Source organism: Paralcaligenes ginsengisoli (assembly GCF_054781135.1).
Genome location: NZ_BAAGUZ010000016.1, coordinates 16,824 through 38,327, shown reverse-complemented (window position 1 = coordinate 38,327; position 21,504 = coordinate 16,824). Strand labels below are relative to the sequence as shown.

Sequence of the window (21,504 nt, the reverse complement as noted above, 5' to 3'; positions counted from 1 at the left end):
TAATCGGTAAAGTCCAAAGCAAAAACCACGACTCGAAATTAGCTGAGGCTTCATCTTTAGTCCCTGGTCGAAGATTACCTCATTCTTCGTTAACTAAAGATGTGGCAATTTACTCATTTGTAACTAAGCCAGTCGCACTGTTGATGTCGCATTTAGAATACCCACTGTAACTCATGAGTCGCATTTCCTACAGCCGGTAATCCCCTGCTTTACCGACAGCCAAATCACCGCCATCCTGCAGCAAACTGAAGCCGGTCATGGCTTTACCGTGAGCATGGTATGAGCAATGTGTTCTATAAATGATGCGCCAAGTATGGTGGAATGAGTGCGGATTTGGTATGGCATATGAAGGGTCTGAAGTCAGAAAACGCAAGACTCAAAGGATATACGAGGAGTAACTGGCTTAAGGGCCAAGATATTGAAGGAAGCCGTCGAAAAAAACATGACGAGTTGGTCAATGGACGTAGTATCCGATTGTTCGATATCATCGACGACTACAACCGCAAAGTCCTGTGTATTACGCTCCCATAAATAAAGGCCTTGATTGTCTTTTGACGAGCAAGGCCTTTAGTCATTAGTGCCAGAACCGACCGGACGCCAATAACCAGTGAATTTTATCAAACATCGCCGCAAGGCGGCTTTTTTTCCGACTAGACCACAGTACTAGCGCATCTGCTTGTGGAGTCGGCCAAACTTAACGACTATGATCCATATGCGTATCTGAGAAATGTGCTCGTGTACCTGTCCAGTAAGTACTCGGTAAAATTCGCGATTATTTAAAACTATCATTTATTTAATGGTGGTTGTTTAATTTTTATTATATTCATATATTCTGTCAGCATCCTGATTCGTTATTGTTGTCAACCAAAAGGCCGCCCTCATATAAGCTAAGTGGATCAGATTTTCTTCCACAATAACTAGCCTTGATTCGGTTTTGGTTATTTTTTTTTTCTATCGAAAATAACGCTGGAAACAGTATTTAGAATAATTGAGATATCATTAAATATGTTCTGGGTTCTAACGTATTCAACATAATGTTGAACCTTGATTGGTAGTATTTTTTCTATATAAATTTTTTCTGGATCATCGCTGATATTCAACAGATTATTCTCGTCTTTGAACTCTATTGATGCCTTGTCTGTAATTCCCGGGCGAACGCTCAATATTAGACTGCGCACGTCCTCGGGGTAATGTGCCACATATTTGGGGACTTCTGGTCGAGGGCCTACAACGCTCATGTCTCCAATCAGCACGTTGATGAACTGAGGGAGTTCGTCGAGCTTATATTTTCGAAGAAGAAGCCCCGCTTTGGTGATCCGAAGGTCATTTCCGGCCGTAATTTGCAGCCCTAACTTTTCGGCATCCTTGCGCATGGTGCGGAATTTGAATATGCGGAAGTTCCTTCCGTATCGAGTAACCCGGGTTTGACGAAAAAAAACCGAGCCCTTCGAATCGACTTTTATCCATATTGCAACTACCAAAAATACTGGGCTAAGAAGGATCAATGCCAATAATGAAAATATGATATCGAAAATTCGCTTCGCCATCACGTTAGACATTGAGTTAAAGCGTTGATGACCCGGGTTTGATCTTCGTTGTTCATAGCAGTGTATAACGGCAGGCTCAACATGGTGTGATAAGCCTGATCAGCCTCTGGGAAATCGGCCGCTTTTAATTGGTATCTGTCGCGCCAGTAGGGTTGCCGGTGCAAGGGCAGGTAGTGAACGCTGGTGCCGATCCCCTGTTCGGATAGATAGTTGATGACATCATCGCGGGTCTTAGTAGAGCCTTCTGAAACTCGTACCACAAAAAGATGCCATGCGTGTTGTCCGGCACTGGGGGCGGTAGCAGGAAGTACTAAGGGCAGCGGTTTTAATGCACTTAAATAGCGCTGCGCAAGCTCCTGCCGCCGTTCGCAAAAACGGCTCAGCTTGGCTAATTGATGTATGCCCATTGCCGCCGCGATATCGGTCATATTATATTTAAAGCCGGGTGCAACGATTTCATAATACCAGGCTGGGGTTTTAGACACAAAACGGTCGAAGGCGTCGCGGCTAATGCCATGCAATCGCATAATCCGCATTCTGGCGGCAGCTTCTTTATTACGCGTTACAACCATGCCGCCTTCCCCCGTCGTCATGGTTTTGTTGGCATAAAAACTAAACACGGTTGCGTCGGTGTCAAGGGTGCCTATCAACTTGCCATTATAGTAACTGGGCAAGGCGTGCGCGGCGTCTTCAATGACTAGTAGATTGTACTCGCGTGCTACATTGATAATAGCCTCCATATCGCAGGCTAGGCCGCCGTAATGGACTGGCAATATAGCCTTGGTTGTCGGGCTAATGGCAGCACGCAAGGCATTTACATCCATATTCAATGTAGTGGGGTCTATGTCGACCAAGCGCACATCGGCGCCCATGTATCGCGCCACTTCTGCAGTTGCGGTAAATGTCAAGGTAGTGGTGATGATCTCGTCGCCTGGCCCTACGCCCAATGCCTCCAGGGCCAGGTGCAGGCCTGCTGTTGCCGAATTTACGGCGATGCTATCAAGACTATCATCCCCCAAAAACGCGGCGAATTCGTGCTCGAATCGTCGAGTTTTCGGGCCGCTGGTGACCCAGCCCGATTTCAGGCTATCTACGACCTCCGCGATTTCCTCAGGCCCGATTTCGGGGAGTGCGTAGGGTAAAAAATTGGACATTATGTATCCTGATGTATTGCTTGGTATTGTTAATGTAAAGAGTGATTATGTGCATTTTAGGTTGTCATGATTTTTTCAGCTTTCGGCGTACTAAGGCAATAAAGACCCCCAGGATGCCGCCTAAAATAACCCCTAAAATCAGTGTCAATGCTTTCTTGGGCTTTATGGGCTCTTCGGGAGCTGTTGCTGCACGATCAATTGTTGCCACCGATAAATGGTCAGGGTTCAGGTCGACGCTGTTAAGTAGTGCCTGTTTTTTGAGTAAGTCTGGCAATTCTGGAATATAGGGGTCGTCGCTTTTGCGCTGGCTTAATATATTTAATTCGGCTCGAAGTGCTTTGGCGCCCAACAGATATGTCTGGTTGGCAAGGAAGGGATTGACATGGGGCCCTACTGGAGCAGAGTTCTGAAGAAGTCCAACGGATTCTGCAACTTCTATTGCATCGTTCAGATGCTGAATACGGTTTTGACGGACAATTAAGGCAATCTTGCGTACGGCGGCAATTTGTTCTGTGATGCTTTTTTGACGGACATGGATTTCTCCAGCAAGATCCGCCATTAGTTCTTTTTTGGCTGCATTGGCTGCTATGGCTACATACGCATTCGCCCACTCTGCGAGAGTTTTGGGGTTTGTACCATCGATAGAGATTTTTGCTTCAATGTCGGTGGGTTTTTGCGGTGTTATTACTTTCAGATCTTTATTCAATTGTTTCCACAAACGTTCTTTACTAACGGAAGTCTGTTGGGCATGGTGCGCGGGCAAGTACAACTGTTCGAAAAATTGTTGGCGTACGGTTTGGGAAGCCAGGTGCTGTAAAAATGTGCTGTAAGCTTCTTTCGGGCTTAATTCCCTGATGCTATTGGGTACGGCGACCTGAGTGGTGCCATTGATTACAAGCCCTGTCGTGATGCCGCTGATTGGAGCCCCTGTTAGCTGACTACCGATGTTATAAGAGGACAAGTCGTTAGCTGTCGGAGGCAGCGCCTGGACATCGGCCTGATACACCGGGGTGCTAAGAAAAGCATAGGCTGCGGCAACACAGGTAACCAGTAGCGTGACAATAAAAATAAGGAGCTTGGCCGACCATAGTGCTTGTATAAGGTCGAATAAATCGACCTCGTCCTGTTGTGAATGGTTGGGGGGAATCTGGTTTTCCACACTGTACTCCACGGCTTTTGCAGCCTTTTTAAAAGGTTGGCTATTAGAGGGCGTTGATGCTTCTTTCTATTATAAATGTTAACAGCCCCTGAATAGTCAGGGTTGAAGAGCGCTGGAAACTGATTGTTGCCGGCGACTTACGGTATAAATGGAGGGCGTACAATCACTGCGAGTTTTATGTGATTTCCAAATGGCATTCTTTATTAAGTAGCGTGTGACGCATGAATTTGAATGATATTTCTTTATCGGTAGTCGGCTTGGGCTATGTCGGATTGCCTCTGGCGGTCGAGTTTGGTAAGTTTCGTAGCGTTGTTGGCTTCGATATAAACCAGGATCGTGTCGAAGAGCTCTCCATTGGGTTTGATAGTACCTTGGAGGTTAGCTTCGAGGAGTTGACCGAGGCAACTCGCCTCGTGTTCACGGCGGACAAGGATCGGCTTTGCCATGCGAATACATACATAGTGACGGTTCCCACCCCCATTGACGAATTCAAGCAGCCTGATTTGACTCCTTTAATTGGTGCGAGCCAGATGCTGGGCTCAGTGCTGAAGAAAGGAGATATTGTTATTTATGAATCAACCGTATATCCGGGGGCGACTGAAGAGGTATGCGTACCCGAACTGCAGCGCGTGTCGGGCTTGGTTTTTAACCGGGATTTCTTTGTAGGCTACAGCCCTGAGCGCATTAACCCCGGCGATAAGACTCACCGGGTTAACAGCATTAAAAAGGTGACTTCGGGCTCTACGCCGGAAATCGCTAAGCTGGTTGATGCTTTGTATCTGCAAATTATCAAGGCGGGTACGCATATAGCGCCTTCCATAAAAGTAGCCGAGGCGGCCAAGGTCATTGAGAATACGCAGCGCGACGTAAATATAGCGTTAGTTAACGAATTGGCGCTGATCTTCAACAAAATGGGTATTGATACACAATCGGTTTTGGAAGCCGCCGGTACTAAATGGAATTTTTTGCCGTTTCGACCAGGGCTGGTTGGTGGGCATTGTATAGGTGTGGATCCTTATTACTTGACTCATAAGGCTCAGGCTGTGGGCTATCATCCTGAAGTTATTCTGGCTGGCCGTCGCTTGAATGACTCCATGGGTGTGTATGTGGTGGCGGAGTTGGTCAAGGCCATGACCAAGCGTGCCATACATGCTCAGGGCGCGCGCGTGTTGATTATGGGGTTGACTTTTAAAGAAAATTGCCCTGATATCCGTAATACGCGTGTCGTGGATATCGTGAATGAGTTGCACGACTACGGAGTGGCTGTGGATGTTTACGATCCTTGGGTAGATCCAGTTGAGTCTAAACGCGAGTATGGTATTACACCGGTCAAAGCGCCCGTTTCAGGTGGGTATGATGCGATTGTCCTGGCGGTTGCGCACGAGCAATTTGCAAAACTTGGTATCGCGACGATTCGTCAATATGGCAAGGCCCGGCATGTCCTGTACGATTTGAAATATTTATTTTCTCAAGCCGAGTCAGATTTGCGCTTGTAGCCCCAACGGTCGGGCTATTATCGTGGCTTGTGTATGCTCAGTAAACGTAATCATGATGAAAATAGAGCCCTTTCGTAGCCGATGGCATTTGGTTATATCAGTCGGTGCTTTTTTATTTTTTTCGCTGACTCTATCTGCACCATCGGGCTACTCTTACGGAGCAGCGCTGCTATTTCTAAGTAGTTTATGGTTTTTATTCACGCGGCCACGCCTAGTGTTGCCAAGAGAAGATAAAACGCTAGTGATAATATTCCTGGCGATTTTTCTAATCTCATTTCTAATTTTCTTGCTGCACGACAATCCACCTAAAACCATAGATCAAACTAGCCGCTATTTATTAGCTATCCCGATTCTGCTTTTGTTGCTCAAAATACCTCCGTGTTTGCCGTTTGTGTGGGGCGGATTGCTGGTTGGCGGTGTGGCGTCGGCGGTAGTTACGCTGTGGCAACGGCATTGGCTGGGCATTATTCGTGTCGATGGCTTTGTGACAAGTGCGATACCTTATGGTGATATTGCCTTGATGATTGCGCTATTGTGTGTAGCCGGTATGTTCTGGACCCATACCTTGAGGCGCTATGCCCGGCTTTGGCGCATCGCCTTGGTGCTAGGAACCTTGGCTGGCTTTTATAGTTTTATTGCCTCGGAAACACGAGGTGGCTGGTTGGCCGTGCCTCCGGTAGTGGCCCTGTTTTTTATTGCGTTCGCTAGAAAATATAACGTCAAACGAACCATACGTGCAGCTGTGGCTTTATTGATTATTGTTGGAGTGGTGTTATCCCTTGCACCAGATCTGGGCATTAAGGCCCGGTATGACCAGGCAGTGAAAGAAGTGCAAATGTACCGTAACCGGCAAGTATCCGATACTTCGGTTGGGGCTCGATTAGGCGCTTGGCATCTGGCCATCGCTGGTATTTCAGAAAGGCCGCTGTTTGGCTGGAGTTATAAAGATTATGACGCCAAGCTTGATCGTTTGGCTGCAGAAAAGAAGATAGATCCGTTTGTGTCCGGCCTTTCAAACACACATAATAATTACCTGGAAGTATGGCTGCATCAAGGCTTGTTTGGCTTGTTGGCTCTTTTGACCCTTTACTTCTATGCGTTCTGGCGTTTTTGCCGACGGCTGAGGCATGACGGTCTGATGGTTCGGGTATTGGCGGTGTCAGGAGCCTCCCTGATGGTGTCGTTTTTTTTGTTCGGCATGACTCAGGTGATTTTGGGGCGCAACAATGGGATCCTTTTTTTCCTGTTGACCTTGATTATCTTCTGGGCCTGTATGCGACATGAAGAGGGTAAGCATAATTCCACGTAGAGGCGGCCTTTGTGGCCGCCCGGGGTTGGTGTGTTGGCCGGAACGGGCAGGCACAAGGCCCTTCTCTACGAAAATTTAAGGCCCGTCTTACAAATCCGATCAGAAAAATATTAACTTTTTCTGAAATGTATACTAGAATCCAATCAAGAATTCAGCGCTGCCTGGCGGGTCGAATTGGCCGGCCGTGGCAAGCGGATCACGATTCACTTATTAGGAGACATAGGAATGACTCGGTTTTCACTACGGAAGGTATTGGGCGCTACGCAGCGGTATTCGCTGGTGGCGTGTCTTGGGCTGGCGGTGTTGCCGGCGGTGGGTCATGCCGATGCGCTGACTCCGCCGGCGGACAGCCCGCGCATCCAGGCCATTAAAAAGGCCGGGGCGCTGAAGGTGGGGGTATTGTCGAACCCGCCCTGGCTGGTGGAAAACACCCAGGGCGGCGGCGAGGCCTGGTCGGGTCCGGCCTGGCTGCTGTCCAAGGAATACGCCAAGCTGCTGGGCGTAAAGCTGCAGCCGGTGCTGGTGTCGCACGAAACCAAGGTGCCGGTGCTGGCTTCCAATCAGGTTGATATGACGATTTCGCCGCTGTCGGTAACGCCGGCTCGGCAAAAGGTGGTGGATTTTGTCACCTATTCGAAAACCAGCTTGTGCGTATTTGGCCGGGCGGATAATCCCAAGGTGAAAAACGCCAAGTCGGTGGACGATTTCAACAAGCCGGACATCACCGTGGCGTATCTGACGGGTGGTGGCGAAGAAGCCTGGGTGAAGACCCGATTTCCGAAGGCCAAGCTGCGCGGTGTGGCCAGTGGTGTGGCGGCCCCGGTGGAAGAGATCATGGCGCATCGCGCTGATGTAACGCCCATCAATCGTATTCCATGGATTGCGCTGAACAAGAAAGTGAAAGGCCTGCATGCCTTGCCTTTGGGCAACAACTGCCAGGACAGCACCGAGATGGCGTCCGACATTGGCCTGGCCATCGACAAGAACCAGCCCAAGTTCCTGAATTGGCTGACGGCCGTGAAGGACCACATGCAGCCGCAGCTCACCGCGGACGAAAAAGCCTCGATTGAAAAAATGTAAGGTTGCGATCGGTTTCGGCATGGCCCTGTTGGGCCGTGCCGTGCGATGGCGCTATTTCGCGGGATAGGTATGGAGTTCGACTTTAGCCCTGTTTTCCAGAGCGGCTGGTTTTTGCTCTCGGGTGTGGGTGTGACTATTTTGCTGTCGCTGCTGGCGGTGCTGGGCGGGGCGATTCTGGGCACGGCCATGGGGCTGGGGCGCTGCTACGGGCCGCGCTGGCTGGCCTGGATACTGACGTTTTATATCGACAGCATGCGTGCGATTCCGGTGCTGGTGATTCTGGTGTGGGCGTATTTCGCCTTCCCGATTCTTACCGGGCTCAGCCTGCCGCCGTTCTGGGCGGCGTTGGCGGCATTGAGCCTGCATTTGGCCGCCTATGTGGCCGAGATCCTGCGGGCCGGCATCGAGTCGATTCGGCCGGGCCAGACGCGCGCCGGGCTGGCCCTGGGCATGTCGACCGCGCAGTTGGTGCGCAAGATTATCCTGCCGCAGGCCTTTGTGCGCTTGCTGCCGGATTTCGGTTCGATTATTTCCCGCACCATCAAGGATACGGCCATTGCCACGGTGATTGCGGTGCCGGAGCTGATGCGCCGCGCCGATACGATCGCCACGCAAAGCTATCGGCCCATCGAGGTGTTTACGGTGGCGCTGGTGATCTACTTTATTCTTATTTTTCCTGTGACACGCATTGTCGATGTGTTCTATCGGCGCGTGGCGCATTTAGGCCGATCATGAATCTGGACTGGTCCGTTGTTACTGATCACTGGCAGTTGCTGGCGCATGGGGTGCTGCTGACCATACTGCTGACGGTATTCACGATGCTGATTGCCGTGCCGGGCGGTATTTTGCTGGCGTCGATGCGCCTGTCGCGGTTTCGCATTTTGTCGGCCGGCAGTACGTGTTTTGTGGAGTTCTTCAGGAATGTGCCGATCATCCTGGTGGTGTATTGGGCGTTTTATGTGATGCCGGTCTTGACGGGCGTGGGGCTTTCTCCCTTTATGACGGGCCTGGTGGCCTTGGCCTTGAACAATTCGGCGTACAACTCCGAGACTTTTCGCGGCGGCATCAATTCGATACGCATGGGGCAGAAAGAGGCCGGGCTGGCGCTGGGCATGAGCAACGCCCAGGCGTTTTTCAAGATTGTGCTGCCGCAGGCCTGGCGGCGGGTGCTGCCGGTGCTGGCCAGCGCCTGGGTGTCTTTGTTCAAGGACACCTCGCTGGTGTCGGTGATTGCGGTGGGCGAGCTGGCCTACACCGCGATGCAGATCCGCTCGCAAACCTTCCGCGTAATAGAAATGCTGACGGCGATGGCGGCGATTTACTGGCTGCTGGGCTACCCGCAGGCCAAGCTCGTGGACTGGATCAACAAGAAATACGGAGTTAAGGAATGAGCATGGCCAATACCGGGGCGACCGAACGCAAGGGCTCGAACGAGCCGCCTATGCTGGTGTACGAGAATGTGCAAAAGTCGTATGGCTCGTTTGTGGCGCTCAAGGGCGTGTCGTTGCAGGTGAATCGCGGCGAGGTCATGTGCCTGATCGGGCCGTCGGGCTCGGGCAAGTCAACCCTGCTGCGCTGTACCAATGGGCTCGAGATTATCGATGGCGGCCAGGTGGTCTTCGGCGGCAAGGCGCTGGGCAAGGATCCCAAGTCGCTGCGCCAGGTGCGCCAGCATATGGGCATGGTGTTCCAGAGCTTCGAGCTGTTTCCCCACAAGACCGCGATTGAAAACATCGCCATAGGGCCGACCACGGTTCTGGGCATGGACGAAAAGGCCGCCAACGAACGCGCCATGGCTTTGCTGGCCAAGGTAGGCTTGACCGACAAGGCGCAGAGCTACCCCAGCAATTTGTCGGGCGGCCAGCAGCAGCGCGTGGCGATTGCCCGGGCGCTGGCGATGGAGCCAGAAGTCATGCTGTTCGACGAGCCCACCTCGGCGCTGGATCCGGAAACAGTGGGCGAGGTGCTCAATGTAATGAAGAAGCTCGCCAACGAAGGCATGACCATGATTGTGGTGACCCACGAGATGACCTTCGCGCGCCGGGTGGCCAATTGGGTCGTAGTGTTCGAGGCGGGCGCGGTATTGGAGCAGGGCCCGCCGGATCAGATTTTCGTGAACCCCGAACAGGCGCGGACCAAGGATTTTCTAAGCCATTTGGGTTGGAGCGGTTGACGGCACAGCGTGTATGGACGTTTCGTATGTCGACGCAAGGGCCACCCCTATGGAATGGGGCGGTGTGCTCGAATTTACGAATCCAGCTCGAAGAATTCCGGGAATTGTTTGGCGGTCAGGCTCAGGTGCTGGAAGATTTTGCGCAAATGTTCTTTGACGGCGATTTCGGCGGTTTCGGATTTGCCGCTTTTGATGGCCAGGGCAATTGCGCGATGCTGTTCGATGATCTCGGCCATGCTGTCGATGTGCTTCAGCGTGAATTGCCGGGCGCGGTCCATGTGCAGCTTGGCGTCGGCGATGTCGGCCCACAGTTCGGGCAGGTCGGCGTAGTACACGATGCAGCGGTGGAATTCTTCGTCCGAGGCATAGAAGGCGTCGGTATTGCCGGTTTTGATGCAGGTTTCCTGCAGGGCGATCTGCTTGCTCAGTTCTTCGTACAGGGCCAGGTGATGTTCGGATTCAAGCGCCTTCTTGATCAGATTGATTTCCAGCGACTCGCGGATAAACTGCGATTTTTTCAGGTTGCTGATGCGTATGGGGGCGACGATGGTTTTGCGTTGCGGGTAGATGTCGACCAACTGCTTGGTGGCCAGCAGCACCAGCGCTTCGCGCACCGGCGTGCGGCTTACCCCCAGGCGTTCGGCCAGCATGTTTTCCGACAGCACTTCGCCGGGCTTGAGTTCAAGGGTAAGGATTTCGTGCAGCAGGCGCTGGTACACCACCTGCATTACCGTGCGGGCCTGGGCCGGATCCCCCCGCTTGATGCCGCGCAGCCAGTTGGGCTGGTTCATATCCAAACCGGCGTCTGACATGTATGCCTCCTGTTGATTTATTTCTTATTTTAGTCATTGACCATAAATTGTACACTACCATACAATTTAAATTTTGCTAGCAAGGCGCACCATGCGACGACCCAAGATTGTTGATATCAAAGCCACCACCGTCACGGTTCCGCTCGAGGCGCCGTTGCGTCATGCCAATGGCGCGCACTGGGGCCGCTTTGTGCGCACTATTGTCGAAGTGGAAACCGACGTCGGCATCGTGGGCCTGGGCGAATTGGGCGGCGGCGGCGAAAGCGCCGAACAGGCCATCCAGGGCTTGAAGCCGTACGTGGTGGGCACCGACCCGTTCGAGCTGGAAAGCCTGCGCTTCAATATCTGCAACCCCACGGCCAGCCTGTACAACAATCGCACGCAAATCCATGCCGCCATCGAATTCGCCTGCATCGATATCATCGGCAAGTTCCTGGGCATACCGGCCTACGATTATCTGGGCGGCAAGTTGCGCGATTCGGTGGAATTCGCCAGCTACCTGTTTTTCCGCCATCCCAACAAAACCACGGGCGAGGGCGAGGTGCGCACGATCGATCAGTTGGTCGAGAACGCGCTAAGCCTGAAGGCCAGGCATGGCTTCAGCTCGCACAAGCTGAAAGGCGGCGTGTTCCCGCCCGACTACGAGGCCGAGGCCTTCCAGGCCATGGCGCATGCCGTGGGCAATGACGGCGTGCGCTACGACCCGAACGGCGCGCTCAGCGTTGAAGAGGCCATACGCTTCGCCAAGGCCATCGACGGCCTGAACAACAATTACTACGAAGATCCGGCCTGGGGCCTGAACGGCATGCGCCGCGTGCGCGAGAACACCTCGATACCGTTGGCAACCAATACCGTGGTGGTGAATTTCGAGCAGCTGGCCAGCAATATATTAAGCCCGGCCGTCGATGTCATTTTGCTGGACACGACCTTTTGGGGCGGCATCCGGCCCTGCATCAAGGCGGCGGGCATCTGCGAGGCTTTTCAGCTGGGCATTGCGGTGCATTCGTCGGGCGAGCTTGGCATTCAACTGGCCACCATGCTGCATCTGGGTGCGGTGCTGCCCAACCTGGCCTTCTCGGCCGATGCGCACTACCATCACCTGGTCGACGACATTATCGTGGGCGGAAAAATGGAATATCGCGGCGGCAAGATTGCGGTGCCTTCCGGCCCGGGGCTGGGCGTGGAACTGGATCGCGAAAAACTGAAGCAATATGCCGAGCTGTACAAGGAAGAGGGCGGTTATTTGTACGACCGCGACCCGGCGCGCCCGGGCTGGTTCCCGCTGATACCGAATACGCGCTGGGCCGACCCCGAGCGCGGCGGCATGGTGGATTACTGATTCATGGCCATCGCTCGCCGGCCGCCTGTATTCAGGTTTGCCCCAACACTATGAACAGACTTTCGCAAGGTACTTTAGGCGGCTTGAAGCCGGGGGTGGCCGTTCCTTCCTATGACCGGGCGCGTGTGGAGTCGCGCATCGTGCATCTGGGGGCGGGCGCATTTCATCGCAGCCATCAGGCGGTATATACCGACGATGTCATGGCCGGCGGCGATACCCGCTGGGGTATTGCGGCGGCGAGCCTGCGCAGCCCGGCCATCAGCCAGGCGCTGACACCGCAAGACGGCCTGTACACGCTGCTGGTCGACGATAACGGGACCACGCGGGCGCGTGTTATCGGCAGCCTGAAAGAGGTGCTGTGCTTGGGCGAGTCGCGGCGGCGCCTGCAAGAGCAATTGTGTTCGCCCTTGACCGAGATTGTCAGCCTGACGATTACAGAAAAGGGCTATTGCTATGAGCCCTCATCGGCCACGCTGGACGAATCGCACGCCGATATCCGAGCCGACCTGGCCGCGCCGTGGAATCCGAACACGGCCATAGGCCTGCTGGTGGCGGCGATTTATGAGCGCAAGAAGAACGGCGTCAAGCCGTTCACGATTCTAAGCTGCGACAACCTGCCCTCGAATGGCCTGACCCTGCGGCGCGTGCTGGAACGCTATGCCGAACTGGCGCAGCCGATGTTCAGCGATGCGCAGCTGAAACGCCATTTGCTGGACCACTATGCCTGCCCCTGCACCATGGTTGATCGCATTACGCCGGCCGTCGTGCCGGCCGACCTGGCCAGGGCGGAGCAACTGGTGGGCGCGCACGATGCGTCGCCCGTGGTGGCCGAGCCGTTTTCGCAATGGGTGATCGAAGATGCGTTTTCGTCGAATCGCCCCGCGTGGGAAAGTGTGGGCGCGACCTTTACCGATGATGTCGGCGCTTTCGAAGAAATGAAGTTGCGCCTGCTGAACGGCAGCCATTCGGCCCTGGCGTACCTGGGCGGACTGGCGGGCTGTAAAACCGTGGCCGCGGCCATGCAGGACCCGGGCCTGGCGCGGTTTGTGCGCGCGCTGATGGGCGATGCGGCCGACACCCTGGCCATGCCTGCGGGGGTCGGCCTGGACGATTACATGCAGTCGCTGGTGCAGCGTTTCGGCAATGTGTCGCTGAACCACCTGACCGCGCAAATTGCCATGGACGGTTCGCAAAAATTGCCGCAGCGCATACTGGAGCCGATCCGCCTGCGCCTGGCGCGCGGCTTGCCGATCGACCGTCATGCCTTGGTGGTGGCCGCCTGGATCCGCTATTTGATGGGCCGCGACGAGCAGCACGGCGTGCTGGCTATTAATGATCCCATGGCGGACGAACTGGCGCAGGCGCTGGCCCGCGTCGGTACGCAGGCCGATGGCCTGGTCGCCGCTGTGCTGGGCTTTGCCCAGGTGTTCGGGCGCGACCTGCCCGGCAATCCTGTTTTTGTACGCAGTGTTGTCCACGCATTGCAAAACCTGTTATCCCAGGGCGTGCGCGCCACGCTGTCCGCCCTGGCTTCTGCGAGAGTTCAATAATGGAACAAACCTGGCGCTGGTTCGGCCCAAGCGACCCTATCCCTTTGAATCATATTCGCCAGGCCGGCGCGACGGGCATCGTGACGGCCCTGCACCATGTGCCCGCCGGCATTGCCTGGCCTGAATCCGAAATTGCCAAGCGCAAGGCCACGATTGAAGCGGCGGGTTTGCGCTGGTCTGTGGTCGAGAGCATTCCCGTGCCGGAATCGATCAAGCTGCGCACGGGCAGTTTCGAGTCGGATATCCAGGCCTGGAAGGCTTCCCTGGCGCAATGCGGCCGGGCGGGCATACGCACCGTTTGCTACAACTTCATGCCGATTGTCGACTGGACGCGCACCGACCTGATGTGGCAGCGGCCTTCCACAGGCTATGCCCTGCGCTTCGATATCAACGATTTCGCGGTCTACGATATTTTTATTTTGCAGCGCCCGAAGGCGCGCGACAGTTTCAGCGATGAGATCGTGCTCGAGGCCGAAAAGCGTTTCGCGCGCCTGGGCGATGCCGACGCCGAGCGGCTGGAGAAAACCATTATCGCCGGCCTGCCGGGCGCCGATTTTTCGTATGATCGAGCGGGCTTGAAGCGCCTGATCGCGCAGTACGACGACATCAGCCCCGATGACCTGGCCCGCAACCTGACGCTGTTCCTGGAAGAGGTCGCGCCAGTCGCCCAGGCCGAAGGCGTGCACCTGGGCATACATCCCGATGATCCGCCGATGTCCTTGTTCGGCTTGCCGCGCATTGTGTCCACGCAGGACGATTTGCGGCGCTTGCTGGATGCCGTGCCGATTGCGGCCAATGGCCTGACTTTGTGCGTGGGATCTTTGGGTGTGCGGGCCGGCAATGTGCTGGTGGATATGGTGAAGGCCTTTGCCGATCGCATCCATTTCGCGCATTTGCGCGATGTGACCTATGAAGCCAATGGTTCGTTTTTCGAGGACGAGCACTTGGACGGTTCGTCGGACATGATAGGTGTGGTGGCGTGCCTGCTGAAGGAAGAACGCCGCCGCCGTGAGCAGGGCCATGCGCAGATCGAAATCCCGTTCCGCCCGGATCATGGTCATTTGCTGGGTGATGATATCAATAAGAAAACCAATCCTGGGTATTCGTATATAGGTCGGTTGAAAGGACTGGCGGAGTTAAGGGGGGTGATTCGGACCTTGGAGTATATGGGGGTTGCTCGGCGGTAGCTGGCTGGATCGACCCGTAGTGGGTTGGCCCTTGTGGTCACCACCGCTCGGTTCGTGTAGAGGCGGGCCTTGTGCCCGCCCGGGTGGCGATGGATTGGTGTCGTTGCATTTGAAGGGCGACTGCAATGAGGGCTGCGACGTTTTTTCATGAAGGAGTATTGGTTATCATACAATTCTCTATGTCGCAATATTGATAAGCAGTCACTATGACAGCCCCAAAAAAATCTGCAATGCTCGAGAGGGTTTCAATACATCCCTCTGACTCTGGCGTATTACCGTCAACCGGGTCGCGGGCGTTGAAGGGAAAAGAATCTACGCTGTTTGTTAATTCGGTCGATAAAGCCTTGCGTGTATTGTTGGCTTTTGATGGCACTCAGGCGCAGCTTTCACTGTCTCAAATTGCCGATCATACTGATCTGGATCTGAGTTCTGCCCAGCGCGCCACGTATACGCTGACTACGCTCGGTTATCTGAGTAAGGACGCCGCTACGAAAAAATTCGAGTTGGCGCCGAGATTGCTGGATTTTTCATACCGTTATTTGGCCTCGAACGAATTGGCGCGTAGGGCAATTCCCTATATTCAACATCTTGCCCAGGAAGCGGAAGAAGCCACCAATCTGACGGTACTGGACGATGTTGATATCGTTTATGTTATGCGCATTGCCAGTTCCCATATGCTTGCGCCCAACGTAATTGTGGGCACGCGCATTCCGGCTTTTTGTGCCGCACCCGGGTTGGCAATATTGGCGTATATGCCAAGTGAAGAAGCAGAGGCAATACTGGCTCGCACTAACCTGATTGCCTATACGCCCTATACATCCAATAGCCCGGAAGAAATCCTGGCTCGTCTGAAGAAAATACGGGCGGCGGGATTCGTGCGCGCAGAGGGGGAATATTATCTAGGCGATGTTTCCACCGCTGCTGCTATCTTGGATAGCAATAGGAATCCCATCGGTGCCGTTAACGTATCCGTTTCCAAAAGCCGTTGGAATGCGCATCGCGATGAGAAACGGATAGCCGATCTGGTAATGTCGACAGCCGCGGCGATTTCGGGCCAGCCACGTTGATTGTTTTGCTTTACTGAGCCAGAAGCAAACTATCCGCACATTCCCAGCCCAGCCGAACGGGCGAGCCAATGCCAAGGCCGCCTGGCAGCCTGTGGCCGTTGGATTTCACCAGGATAATCTGACCGCCGACGCGGACGCTATAGCGTGTTACCTCGCCGACAAAGGCTGTTTCTTCAACTATTCCATTCACTTCATTGGTTCGATGTTCGGATGCGGTCAGGAAGGAAAGGCGGTCCGGGCGCACAAGCAGTTGCGCTTTGCTGTTCAAATCGATTTGATCGCTGTTGGCCACCGACACAGGTTGGCCATTTGCCAGCCGCGCGCTATTTTTTGATTCCAGGATGCAGTCGAAAAGATTGGATTCGCCCAGGAAGTCGGCGACAAATGCATTTTGCGGTTGGAAATACAGTTCTGTCGGAGTGCCCAATTGCTCGATCTTTCCTCCCCGCATCAAGCAGATGCGGTCCGATAGAAACAGTGCTTCTTCCTGGTCGTGGGTGACGTAAAGTATGGTTACCCCGGTCTCGCGATGGATGCGGCGGATTTCCTGTTGTAGCTGATCGCGCAGTTTCTTATCGAGGGCGCCTAATGGCTCGTCCATGAGAATGACGGGAGGTTCATAAACCAGGCATCGGGCGATGGCTACGCGTTGTTGCTGGCCTCCTGAAAGTTCCTTGGGCTTGCGATTGGCTAAATGCCCCAACTGGACTATATCCAGTATCGACATCACGCGCCGCTTTATCTCGCTCTTGGGAACGCGGCGGATCTTCAAGGGAAATGCAATGTTCTCCAGCACGGACATATGCGGCACCAGGGCATAGCTTTGGAACACCATGCCGAGTCCGCGCTTGCGCGATTCGATCCAGGTCATATCCACATCGTCGATCAGGACCTTGCCTTGATCCGGGGCAATCATGCCGGCGACCACATTCAATAACGTTGTTTTGCCAGACCCGCTTGCGCCCAGCAGAGTCATGAACTCGCCCTGTTTTACCGTCAGGCTCACGCCATCCAGTGCGATGCAGTCCGCGTATGTCTTGCCGATCGCTTCTAAAGTCACACTGCCCATGTCTCTTCCTTTTGTGTCGTTCAGTGGTTCTAGCCCTGGATTCGCCTGGCGGGATCTTGCCGTGGCGGCTTGGCCGGATGCAAGGGGCTTGCCCCAAGCCATACAAAAGCCAGGCAAATGGCAAACGAGAACAATGTCAATAGAGTGGATACGGCGGCTATTTCCGGCGTGTTGTCCCACATGATGCTGCTGTACATGCGTACGGGCAGGGTGACCGTCTTGGGCCCCGACACGAACCAGGCAATGACGATTTCATCGAATGAGACCAGGAATGCGAATAGCCAGCCTGCGAATATGGCGATGTACAGCTGCGGCAGTACGATCTGCAGGAATACTCTTAGCGATGATGCGCCCATGATCAGGCCGGCGCGCTCGAGGCTGGGGTCCACCTGGCGTAGCCCGCTTAGAATCATCACCACGACAAAAGGCATTGCATACATGGTGTGGGCCATTACCAGGATGGTCAGGGTTCCCAGGATGCCCGTTGCCGCACCCAGGAAATACAGGCCCAGCGCTATAACGATAACCGGAACAAAGAGCGGGCATATCACCATCAACTGCGCTATGGACTTGCCTTTGAAGCGGCCTCGCGCAAACGCATACGCCGCCGGAATGCCCGCAAGCACGGCCAGCGTGGATGCCAGTACGGCAACCGTGACGCTGTGCGCAATGGCCGAGGTCCATTCGTTCGACGCAAATAGCTTGCGATAGAGGATTAAAGAGAAGCTCGATGCCCTCAGCGAAAAATCTTTGGAAAAAGAGATCGGGATGACCGTCAGGCTGGGCAGGATCAGGTAGATATAAATGAAGCAGGCCAGAAGCGTCGAAATATGAGGCCAGCGCAACCGCTTGCGGCGGGTGTCGGATGGCGGCGCCTGGGGCGGGATGGAATCGGAGCGGGTCGAGATGGCCATGGCCGCTTAGCCTCCGGTGCGCGATTGGATTTTCAGGATCAGCCCTGAAAGGCAGGCGCAAAATACCAGCAGGAATAAGGAAATCAACGATGCGCTCTGCCAATCGAGTATTTCACGGGTGTACATATCGATGACATTGGCCATCATCATGTCCTTTCTTCCGCCCAATAAAGCCGGCGTCACGAAAAAGCCCATCGAAATGACCAGGCACATCAGCAGTGCGGCCAGTACCCCGGGCAGGCTTTGTATGAATGTAATGCTCCAGAAGATCCTTAGCCTGGAGGCTCCCATGACTTCGGCACTGCGTTGCACCAACAGGTTTTGCGCAGTCAGGCTGGCCAGGATGGGGAAAATCGCATAAGGAACCAGGAAATTGGTCATCCCCACCATGACCGCAAAACGGTTGAACATCATGTTCAAACCCTCTATGCCGAAAACTGCACGCAATAGGTTGTTGATAAAGCCATTGTCGCCAAGAATCACCAGGAACGCGTAGCTCTTGACCAGGATACTGGTCCAGAACGGCATCAATATCAGCATGAAGCAGATTATCTTCAAACGGCCCTTCTGCCGCATGATATGCAGTGCAACCGGGTATCCCAGCGCCACGCTTAGTATCGCGGCGGTAAAGCTGATTTCCAGCGTATTCAGGAAAACCACATAGACCAGTTTCGACTGAAGAACCTCGACCAGCCCCGCAACTATGCTTTTCTCCGCGCTGCCGATGTGCGAGCTGATAAGCACCATGGGCACCACGAAGAAAAGCACAGAGACCGCTATTGCCAAAAAGGCAAAGGCCAGAAGCGATGGCTGGATATGAGGAACGCGTTTGATCATAGACAATTAGACGAGTATCCATTCTTTGAAGCGCTTGTCCAATGTCGCGTAATTTTTCCCCCAATATTCGTCGTCTATGAATACATTGTTCGGGCTTTTGACATCGGGCAGCCACTTGCGCGACGCTTCGGACATCATGGCGTCCGCCCCTTTGACCGCGGGCGCCAGGCCAAGCTTGTCGGCAAGCTTGGCTTGTATTTCAGGGCGAAGCGCGAAATTAATGTACTCCATCGCCGCTTTCCTGTTTTTGGCGCCTTTCAAGACCGCCATATAGTTGAAAGCGTTCAGCGTCTGCGCGAACGAGAACTGGAGAGGTACACCTGATTCCTGGGCGACACGGATCCGGTTGGGGTAGGCGTAGATCCAGTCGATTTCCTTGCTCTGGATCAAGGTGACCATCTGGGTTGTTTGCTCGAACCATTTCCTGACATGGGGTTTGATACGGTCCAATGATTTGAAGCCGCGTTCCACATCCAGCGGATACAGCGCTTTAGGCTCCACGCCATCGGCAAGCAAAGCCATTTCCAATGTTTCGGAAACACGATTGCGCAAGGCCCGGTGCCCGGGGAATTTTTTCACATCCCAAAAGTCCTTGAAATTTTTGGGCTGATTGCTGGGGTGCTGCTCCTGGTTCCAGGCTACGCCGCCGCAAAAAATGTAGTTGGGTACGCGGTCTGGGCCCAGTCCGCCGACGACTTTGGAAGTGTCCACGATGGATGTATCGATTTTTTCCCAGTAGCCAGCGTTTGACCCCGCCATGATCAAGGGGCCCGACGCGTCGAATATATCCCAGCTGACATTGCCGGAAGTGATTTGCGCTTTTACTTTGGCAAGGTCCGGCGTATTGAGGATTTGTACGGGAATGCCGCTTTCCTTGCTGAACGGATCGGCTATCACCGTCTTGAGCGCATCGGCATACGAACCGCCATAGCTGACCATGACCAGGGGATTGGCCGCCATGGCCCGTCGCGCCCATGGCAAGGTTCCCACACCCAGGATGGCGGATGCTGCCGCAGCCTTCAGCAATGATCTCCGGCTCATTGCCGGCCCCTTGAGTTCACTATTTTTCATGGTAGGTCTCCTGTCTCATTAATAATATGGTGACTACACATTCGCCGTGGCGCCCATTTACATGGATCGCAGCGGCAGAATACCGCAAGGCCCGACTTCGGCCACGCCTTTCAGATGCCGGCCGTGCCGGCCCGATGGCGTTTAATTCGCTGTCTTCACGCGGTGGGCGTCCGATTCCTGGCCCGATGTTTCAAAATCCCAGCTATCCGCGACCGCAATCGGGAGTTCGGTTTTACGAATACGCTGCGTAGGGCCGCGTGGAAAGTCGCTCACAAATTCTACGTAGCGGGGGATCTGGTAATACGCCAGGCTGCGTTCACACCAGCGGATGACTTCCAGCGGTTCTATTGCCATGCCCGCGGCCACGCGCACAAAGACTTTGATGTCTTGTTCCCCCATGTCCGAAGGCACGCCTATCACGGCGGACTCTTCCACCGCTGGATGCGCGTTGACAATCCGCTCCACTTCCCAGGCGGACACGTTTTCGCCGCGGCGGCGCAGGGCTTCCTTCTTGCGCCCGGAAAAATAGAAGAACCCGTCTTTATCCTGGTACCCCAAGTCGCCCGAGTACACGCAGCCATTGCGCAGCACCTCGGCGGATTTCCCCGGCTGGCCGAAGTATTCGACCATGGCGATACCAGGCGCTTTGGCGCGCAGCACGATTTCGCCCACTTCGCCTGCAACGGCCTTTTTGCCATCGTCTGTCTCGATCCATGCGTCGAACTCTTCGACCGGCTTGCCGATCGAACCCACCGGGCCGTTCAGGTTGAGCATCGTGAAGTTCCCGGCTTCTGTAATGCCATAGCCCTCTCTGACGGTCACCCCAAAACGCGATTCGAATTCGCGCCAGCTATGCGCCGGAGCTGCGGCACCCCATGCGATGCGCACAGGATTGTCCTTGTCGACGGGGCTGGGCTGCTGCTTGAGCAGCAGGTTCATCGCTCCGCCAAGGTAATGGAACTGAGTCGCGCCATAGCGTTTGATCTGATCCCAGCACTGGCTGGCGCTGAAGCGTTCGACCATGGCCATCGCGGTGCCGTGTTGCAGGCAAATCAGCACGGTCATCCATCCTGATACATGGAAAAATGGCTCCCACATGAAGAGGACGTCGCCGGGCCGCACATCCGCCAGCAGGCCCGCGTTCTTCGCCCCTATTTGAAACCAGCGCTGATTCAGCACAGCCCCTTTGGGCTCGCCCGTGGTGCCGGAGGTATAGGAAATGGCGCAGTGCTGATCCAGACCTGCGTCAAAATCCGGTACGGGGTCGTTCCGGCCATGACGCAGGACGTCTTCAAGAGACGCATCGCCCCGGGAGTTGGGAGGAATGGAACCGCCCCGCCAAAAGGCCTGTTCGACATCGGCGAGCTGGGCCAATGCCTCGCTTAATTCGGTATATGCGGAGTCCGCAATGGCAAAGCGCGGCTTGACGTTTTTAAGCTGCAGGAACAGGCCGGATGTTCGCAGATGAATATTGACGGGAACCGCTATGGCGCCTATCCAGGCCAGTGCAAAGAACAAATAGATATGATCCAGGCAATTTGGCAGCATCAAGGCCACCCGGTCGCCAGGCCGCACTCCGGCCGAGCGGAGCGCCGCCGCGGTTTCATCGATTCGTTGTTTCAGCTCGCCGAAGGTAAGGATTTCGTCGCCGAACAGACAAAACGTGTCGGCGCCATTTTCCATAGCCCTCAGCTGCACCAGCTGTCGAAAAGTAATCAGCACATCCGGTCCTCTTTGATT

At 54.6% G+C, this 21,504-nt stretch carries 20 protein-coding genes; 11 read left to right on the top strand and 9 right to left on the bottom strand.

What is annotated here, in order from left to right; all coding sequences use genetic code 11:
• The first annotated feature begins 678 nt into the window (after positions 1–678).
• Entirely contained in the window at positions 679–780 is a 102-nt protein-coding gene (locus ACYVIS_RS09705) for a transposase domain-containing protein (protein WP_460873866.1), read from the top strand.
• A gap of 158 nt (positions 781–938) precedes the next feature.
• Here ACYVIS_RS09705 and ACYVIS_RS09700 read toward each other — a convergent pair whose 3' ends face one another.
• The 3 genes from ACYVIS_RS09700 to ACYVIS_RS09690 form a co-directional block, all read right to left on the bottom strand.
• Positions 939–1,547: a sugar transferase gene (locus tag ACYVIS_RS09700; protein WP_460873873.1), complete on the bottom strand. Its 609-nt coding sequence runs from the start codon at positions 1,545–1,547 to the stop codon at positions 939–941.
• Positions 1,547–2,701: a DegT/DnrJ/EryC1/StrS family aminotransferase gene (locus ACYVIS_RS09695; protein WP_460873865.1), complete on the bottom strand. Its 1,155-nt coding sequence runs from the start codon at positions 2,699–2,701 to the stop codon at positions 1,547–1,549. The genes ACYVIS_RS09700 and ACYVIS_RS09695 overlap by 1 nt, the downstream gene beginning before the upstream one ends.
• Positions 2,702–2,765: 64 nt before the next feature.
• Positions 2,766–3,860: an LPS O-antigen chain length determinant protein WzzB gene (locus ACYVIS_RS09690; protein WP_460873864.1), complete on the bottom strand. Its 1,095-nt coding sequence runs from the start codon at positions 3,858–3,860 to the stop codon at positions 2,766–2,768.
• A 221-nt stretch (positions 3,861–4,081) separates the two neighbouring features.
• On the opposite strand from ACYVIS_RS09690, the gene tviB reads away from it, so the two are divergent.
• From tviB to ACYVIS_RS09660, 6 genes are all read left to right on the top strand, one after another.
• Positions 4,082–5,356, top strand: a complete 1,275-nt coding sequence (gene tviB, locus ACYVIS_RS09685) for a Vi polysaccharide biosynthesis UDP-N-acetylglucosamine C-6 dehydrogenase TviB (RefSeq protein ID WP_460873863.1) — start codon at positions 4,082–4,084, stop codon at positions 5,354–5,356.
• 52 nt (positions 5,357–5,408) lie between these two features.
• The gene (locus tag ACYVIS_RS09680) at positions 5,409–6,665 is read left to right on the top strand and encodes an O-antigen ligase family protein (protein ID WP_460873862.1); all 1,257 of its coding nucleotides are present in this window, start codon (positions 5,409–5,411) and stop codon (positions 6,663–6,665) included.
• Between the two features lie 225 nt (positions 6,666–6,890).
• Positions 6,891–7,745 (top strand): substrate-binding periplasmic protein, encoded by an 855-nt coding sequence (locus ACYVIS_RS09675; RefSeq protein WP_460873861.1) that lies wholly within the window; start codon positions 6,891–6,893, stop codon positions 7,743–7,745.
• 69 nt (positions 7,746–7,814) lie between these two features.
• The gene (locus tag ACYVIS_RS09670) at positions 7,815–8,480 is read left to right on the top strand and encodes an amino acid ABC transporter permease (RefSeq protein WP_232741590.1); all 666 of its coding nucleotides are present in this window, start codon (positions 7,815–7,817) and stop codon (positions 8,478–8,480) included.
• On the top strand, positions 8,477–9,136 hold the full coding sequence (locus ACYVIS_RS09665) for an amino acid ABC transporter permease (RefSeq protein WP_232741589.1): 660 nt from the start codon (positions 8,477–8,479) through the stop codon (positions 9,134–9,136). Before ACYVIS_RS09670 ends, ACYVIS_RS09665 begins: the two co-directional genes overlap by 4 nt.
• Positions 9,137–9,186: 50 nt before the next feature.
• On the top strand, positions 9,187–9,918 hold the full coding sequence (locus ACYVIS_RS09660; RefSeq protein WP_232744705.1) for an amino acid ABC transporter ATP-binding protein: 732 nt from the start codon (positions 9,187–9,189) through the stop codon (positions 9,916–9,918).
• A gap of 74 nt (positions 9,919–9,992) precedes the next feature.
• Here the strand turns inward: ACYVIS_RS09660 and ACYVIS_RS09655 are convergent, their stop codons facing one another.
• Complete coding sequence (locus ACYVIS_RS09655; protein ID WP_460873860.1) at positions 9,993–10,730, bottom strand: GntR family transcriptional regulator; 738 nt, start codon at positions 10,728–10,730, stop codon at positions 9,993–9,995.
• Positions 10,731–10,821: 91 nt separating this feature from the next.
• Here ACYVIS_RS09655 and ACYVIS_RS09650 point away from each other — a divergent pair, with 91 nt between their 5' ends.
• The 4 genes from ACYVIS_RS09650 (at position 10,822) to ACYVIS_RS09635 (ending at position 15,873) form a co-directional block, all read left to right on the top strand.
• Positions 10,822–12,069, top strand: a complete 1,248-nt coding sequence (locus ACYVIS_RS09650) for an enolase C-terminal domain-like protein (RefSeq protein ID WP_460873859.1) — start codon at positions 10,822–10,824, stop codon at positions 12,067–12,069.
• Between the two features lie 50 nt (positions 12,070–12,119).
• Entirely contained in the window at positions 12,120–13,619 is a 1,500-nt protein-coding gene (locus ACYVIS_RS09645) for a mannitol dehydrogenase family protein (RefSeq protein WP_460873858.1), read from the top strand.
• On the top strand, positions 13,619–14,806 hold the full coding sequence (uxuA, locus tag ACYVIS_RS09640; protein ID WP_460873857.1) for a mannonate dehydratase: 1,188 nt from the start codon (positions 13,619–13,621) through the stop codon (positions 14,804–14,806). Before ACYVIS_RS09645 ends, uxuA begins: the two co-directional genes overlap by 1 nt.
• Positions 14,807–15,012: 206 nt before the next feature.
• On the top strand, positions 15,013–15,873 hold the full coding sequence (locus tag ACYVIS_RS09635) for an IclR family transcriptional regulator (protein ID WP_460873856.1): 861 nt from the start codon (positions 15,013–15,015) through the stop codon (positions 15,871–15,873).
• Between the two features lie 10 nt (positions 15,874–15,883).
• Here ACYVIS_RS09635 and ACYVIS_RS09630 read toward each other — a convergent pair whose 3' ends face one another.
• The 5 genes from ACYVIS_RS09630 to ACYVIS_RS09610 all read right to left on the bottom strand — a co-directional run bounded on the left by ACYVIS_RS09630 (position 15,884) and on the right by ACYVIS_RS09610 (position 21,486).
• Positions 15,884–16,942: an ABC transporter ATP-binding protein gene (locus ACYVIS_RS09630; RefSeq protein WP_460873855.1), complete on the bottom strand. Its 1,059-nt coding sequence runs from the start codon at positions 16,940–16,942 to the stop codon at positions 15,884–15,886.
• Positions 16,943–16,971: 29 nt separating this feature from the next.
• Entirely contained in the window at positions 16,972–17,856 is an 885-nt protein-coding gene (locus tag ACYVIS_RS09625; RefSeq protein WP_460873854.1) for an ABC transporter permease, read from the bottom strand.
• Between the two features lie 6 nt (positions 17,857–17,862).
• Positions 17,863–18,693, bottom strand: coding sequence for an ABC transporter permease (locus tag ACYVIS_RS09620; RefSeq protein ID WP_460873872.1), 831 nt, complete (start codon positions 18,691–18,693; stop codon positions 17,863–17,865).
• Between the two features lie 6 nt (positions 18,694–18,699).
• A complete protein-coding gene (locus ACYVIS_RS09615; protein WP_460873853.1) occupies positions 18,700–19,764 on the bottom strand; it encodes an ABC transporter substrate-binding protein in 1,065 nt (354 codons plus the stop codon).
• Between the two features lie 141 nt (positions 19,765–19,905).
• Positions 19,906–21,486, bottom strand: coding sequence for an AMP-binding protein (locus ACYVIS_RS09610; RefSeq protein WP_460873852.1), 1,581 nt, complete (start codon positions 21,484–21,486; stop codon positions 19,906–19,908).
• Between the last annotated feature and the right edge of the window lie 18 nt (positions 21,487–21,504).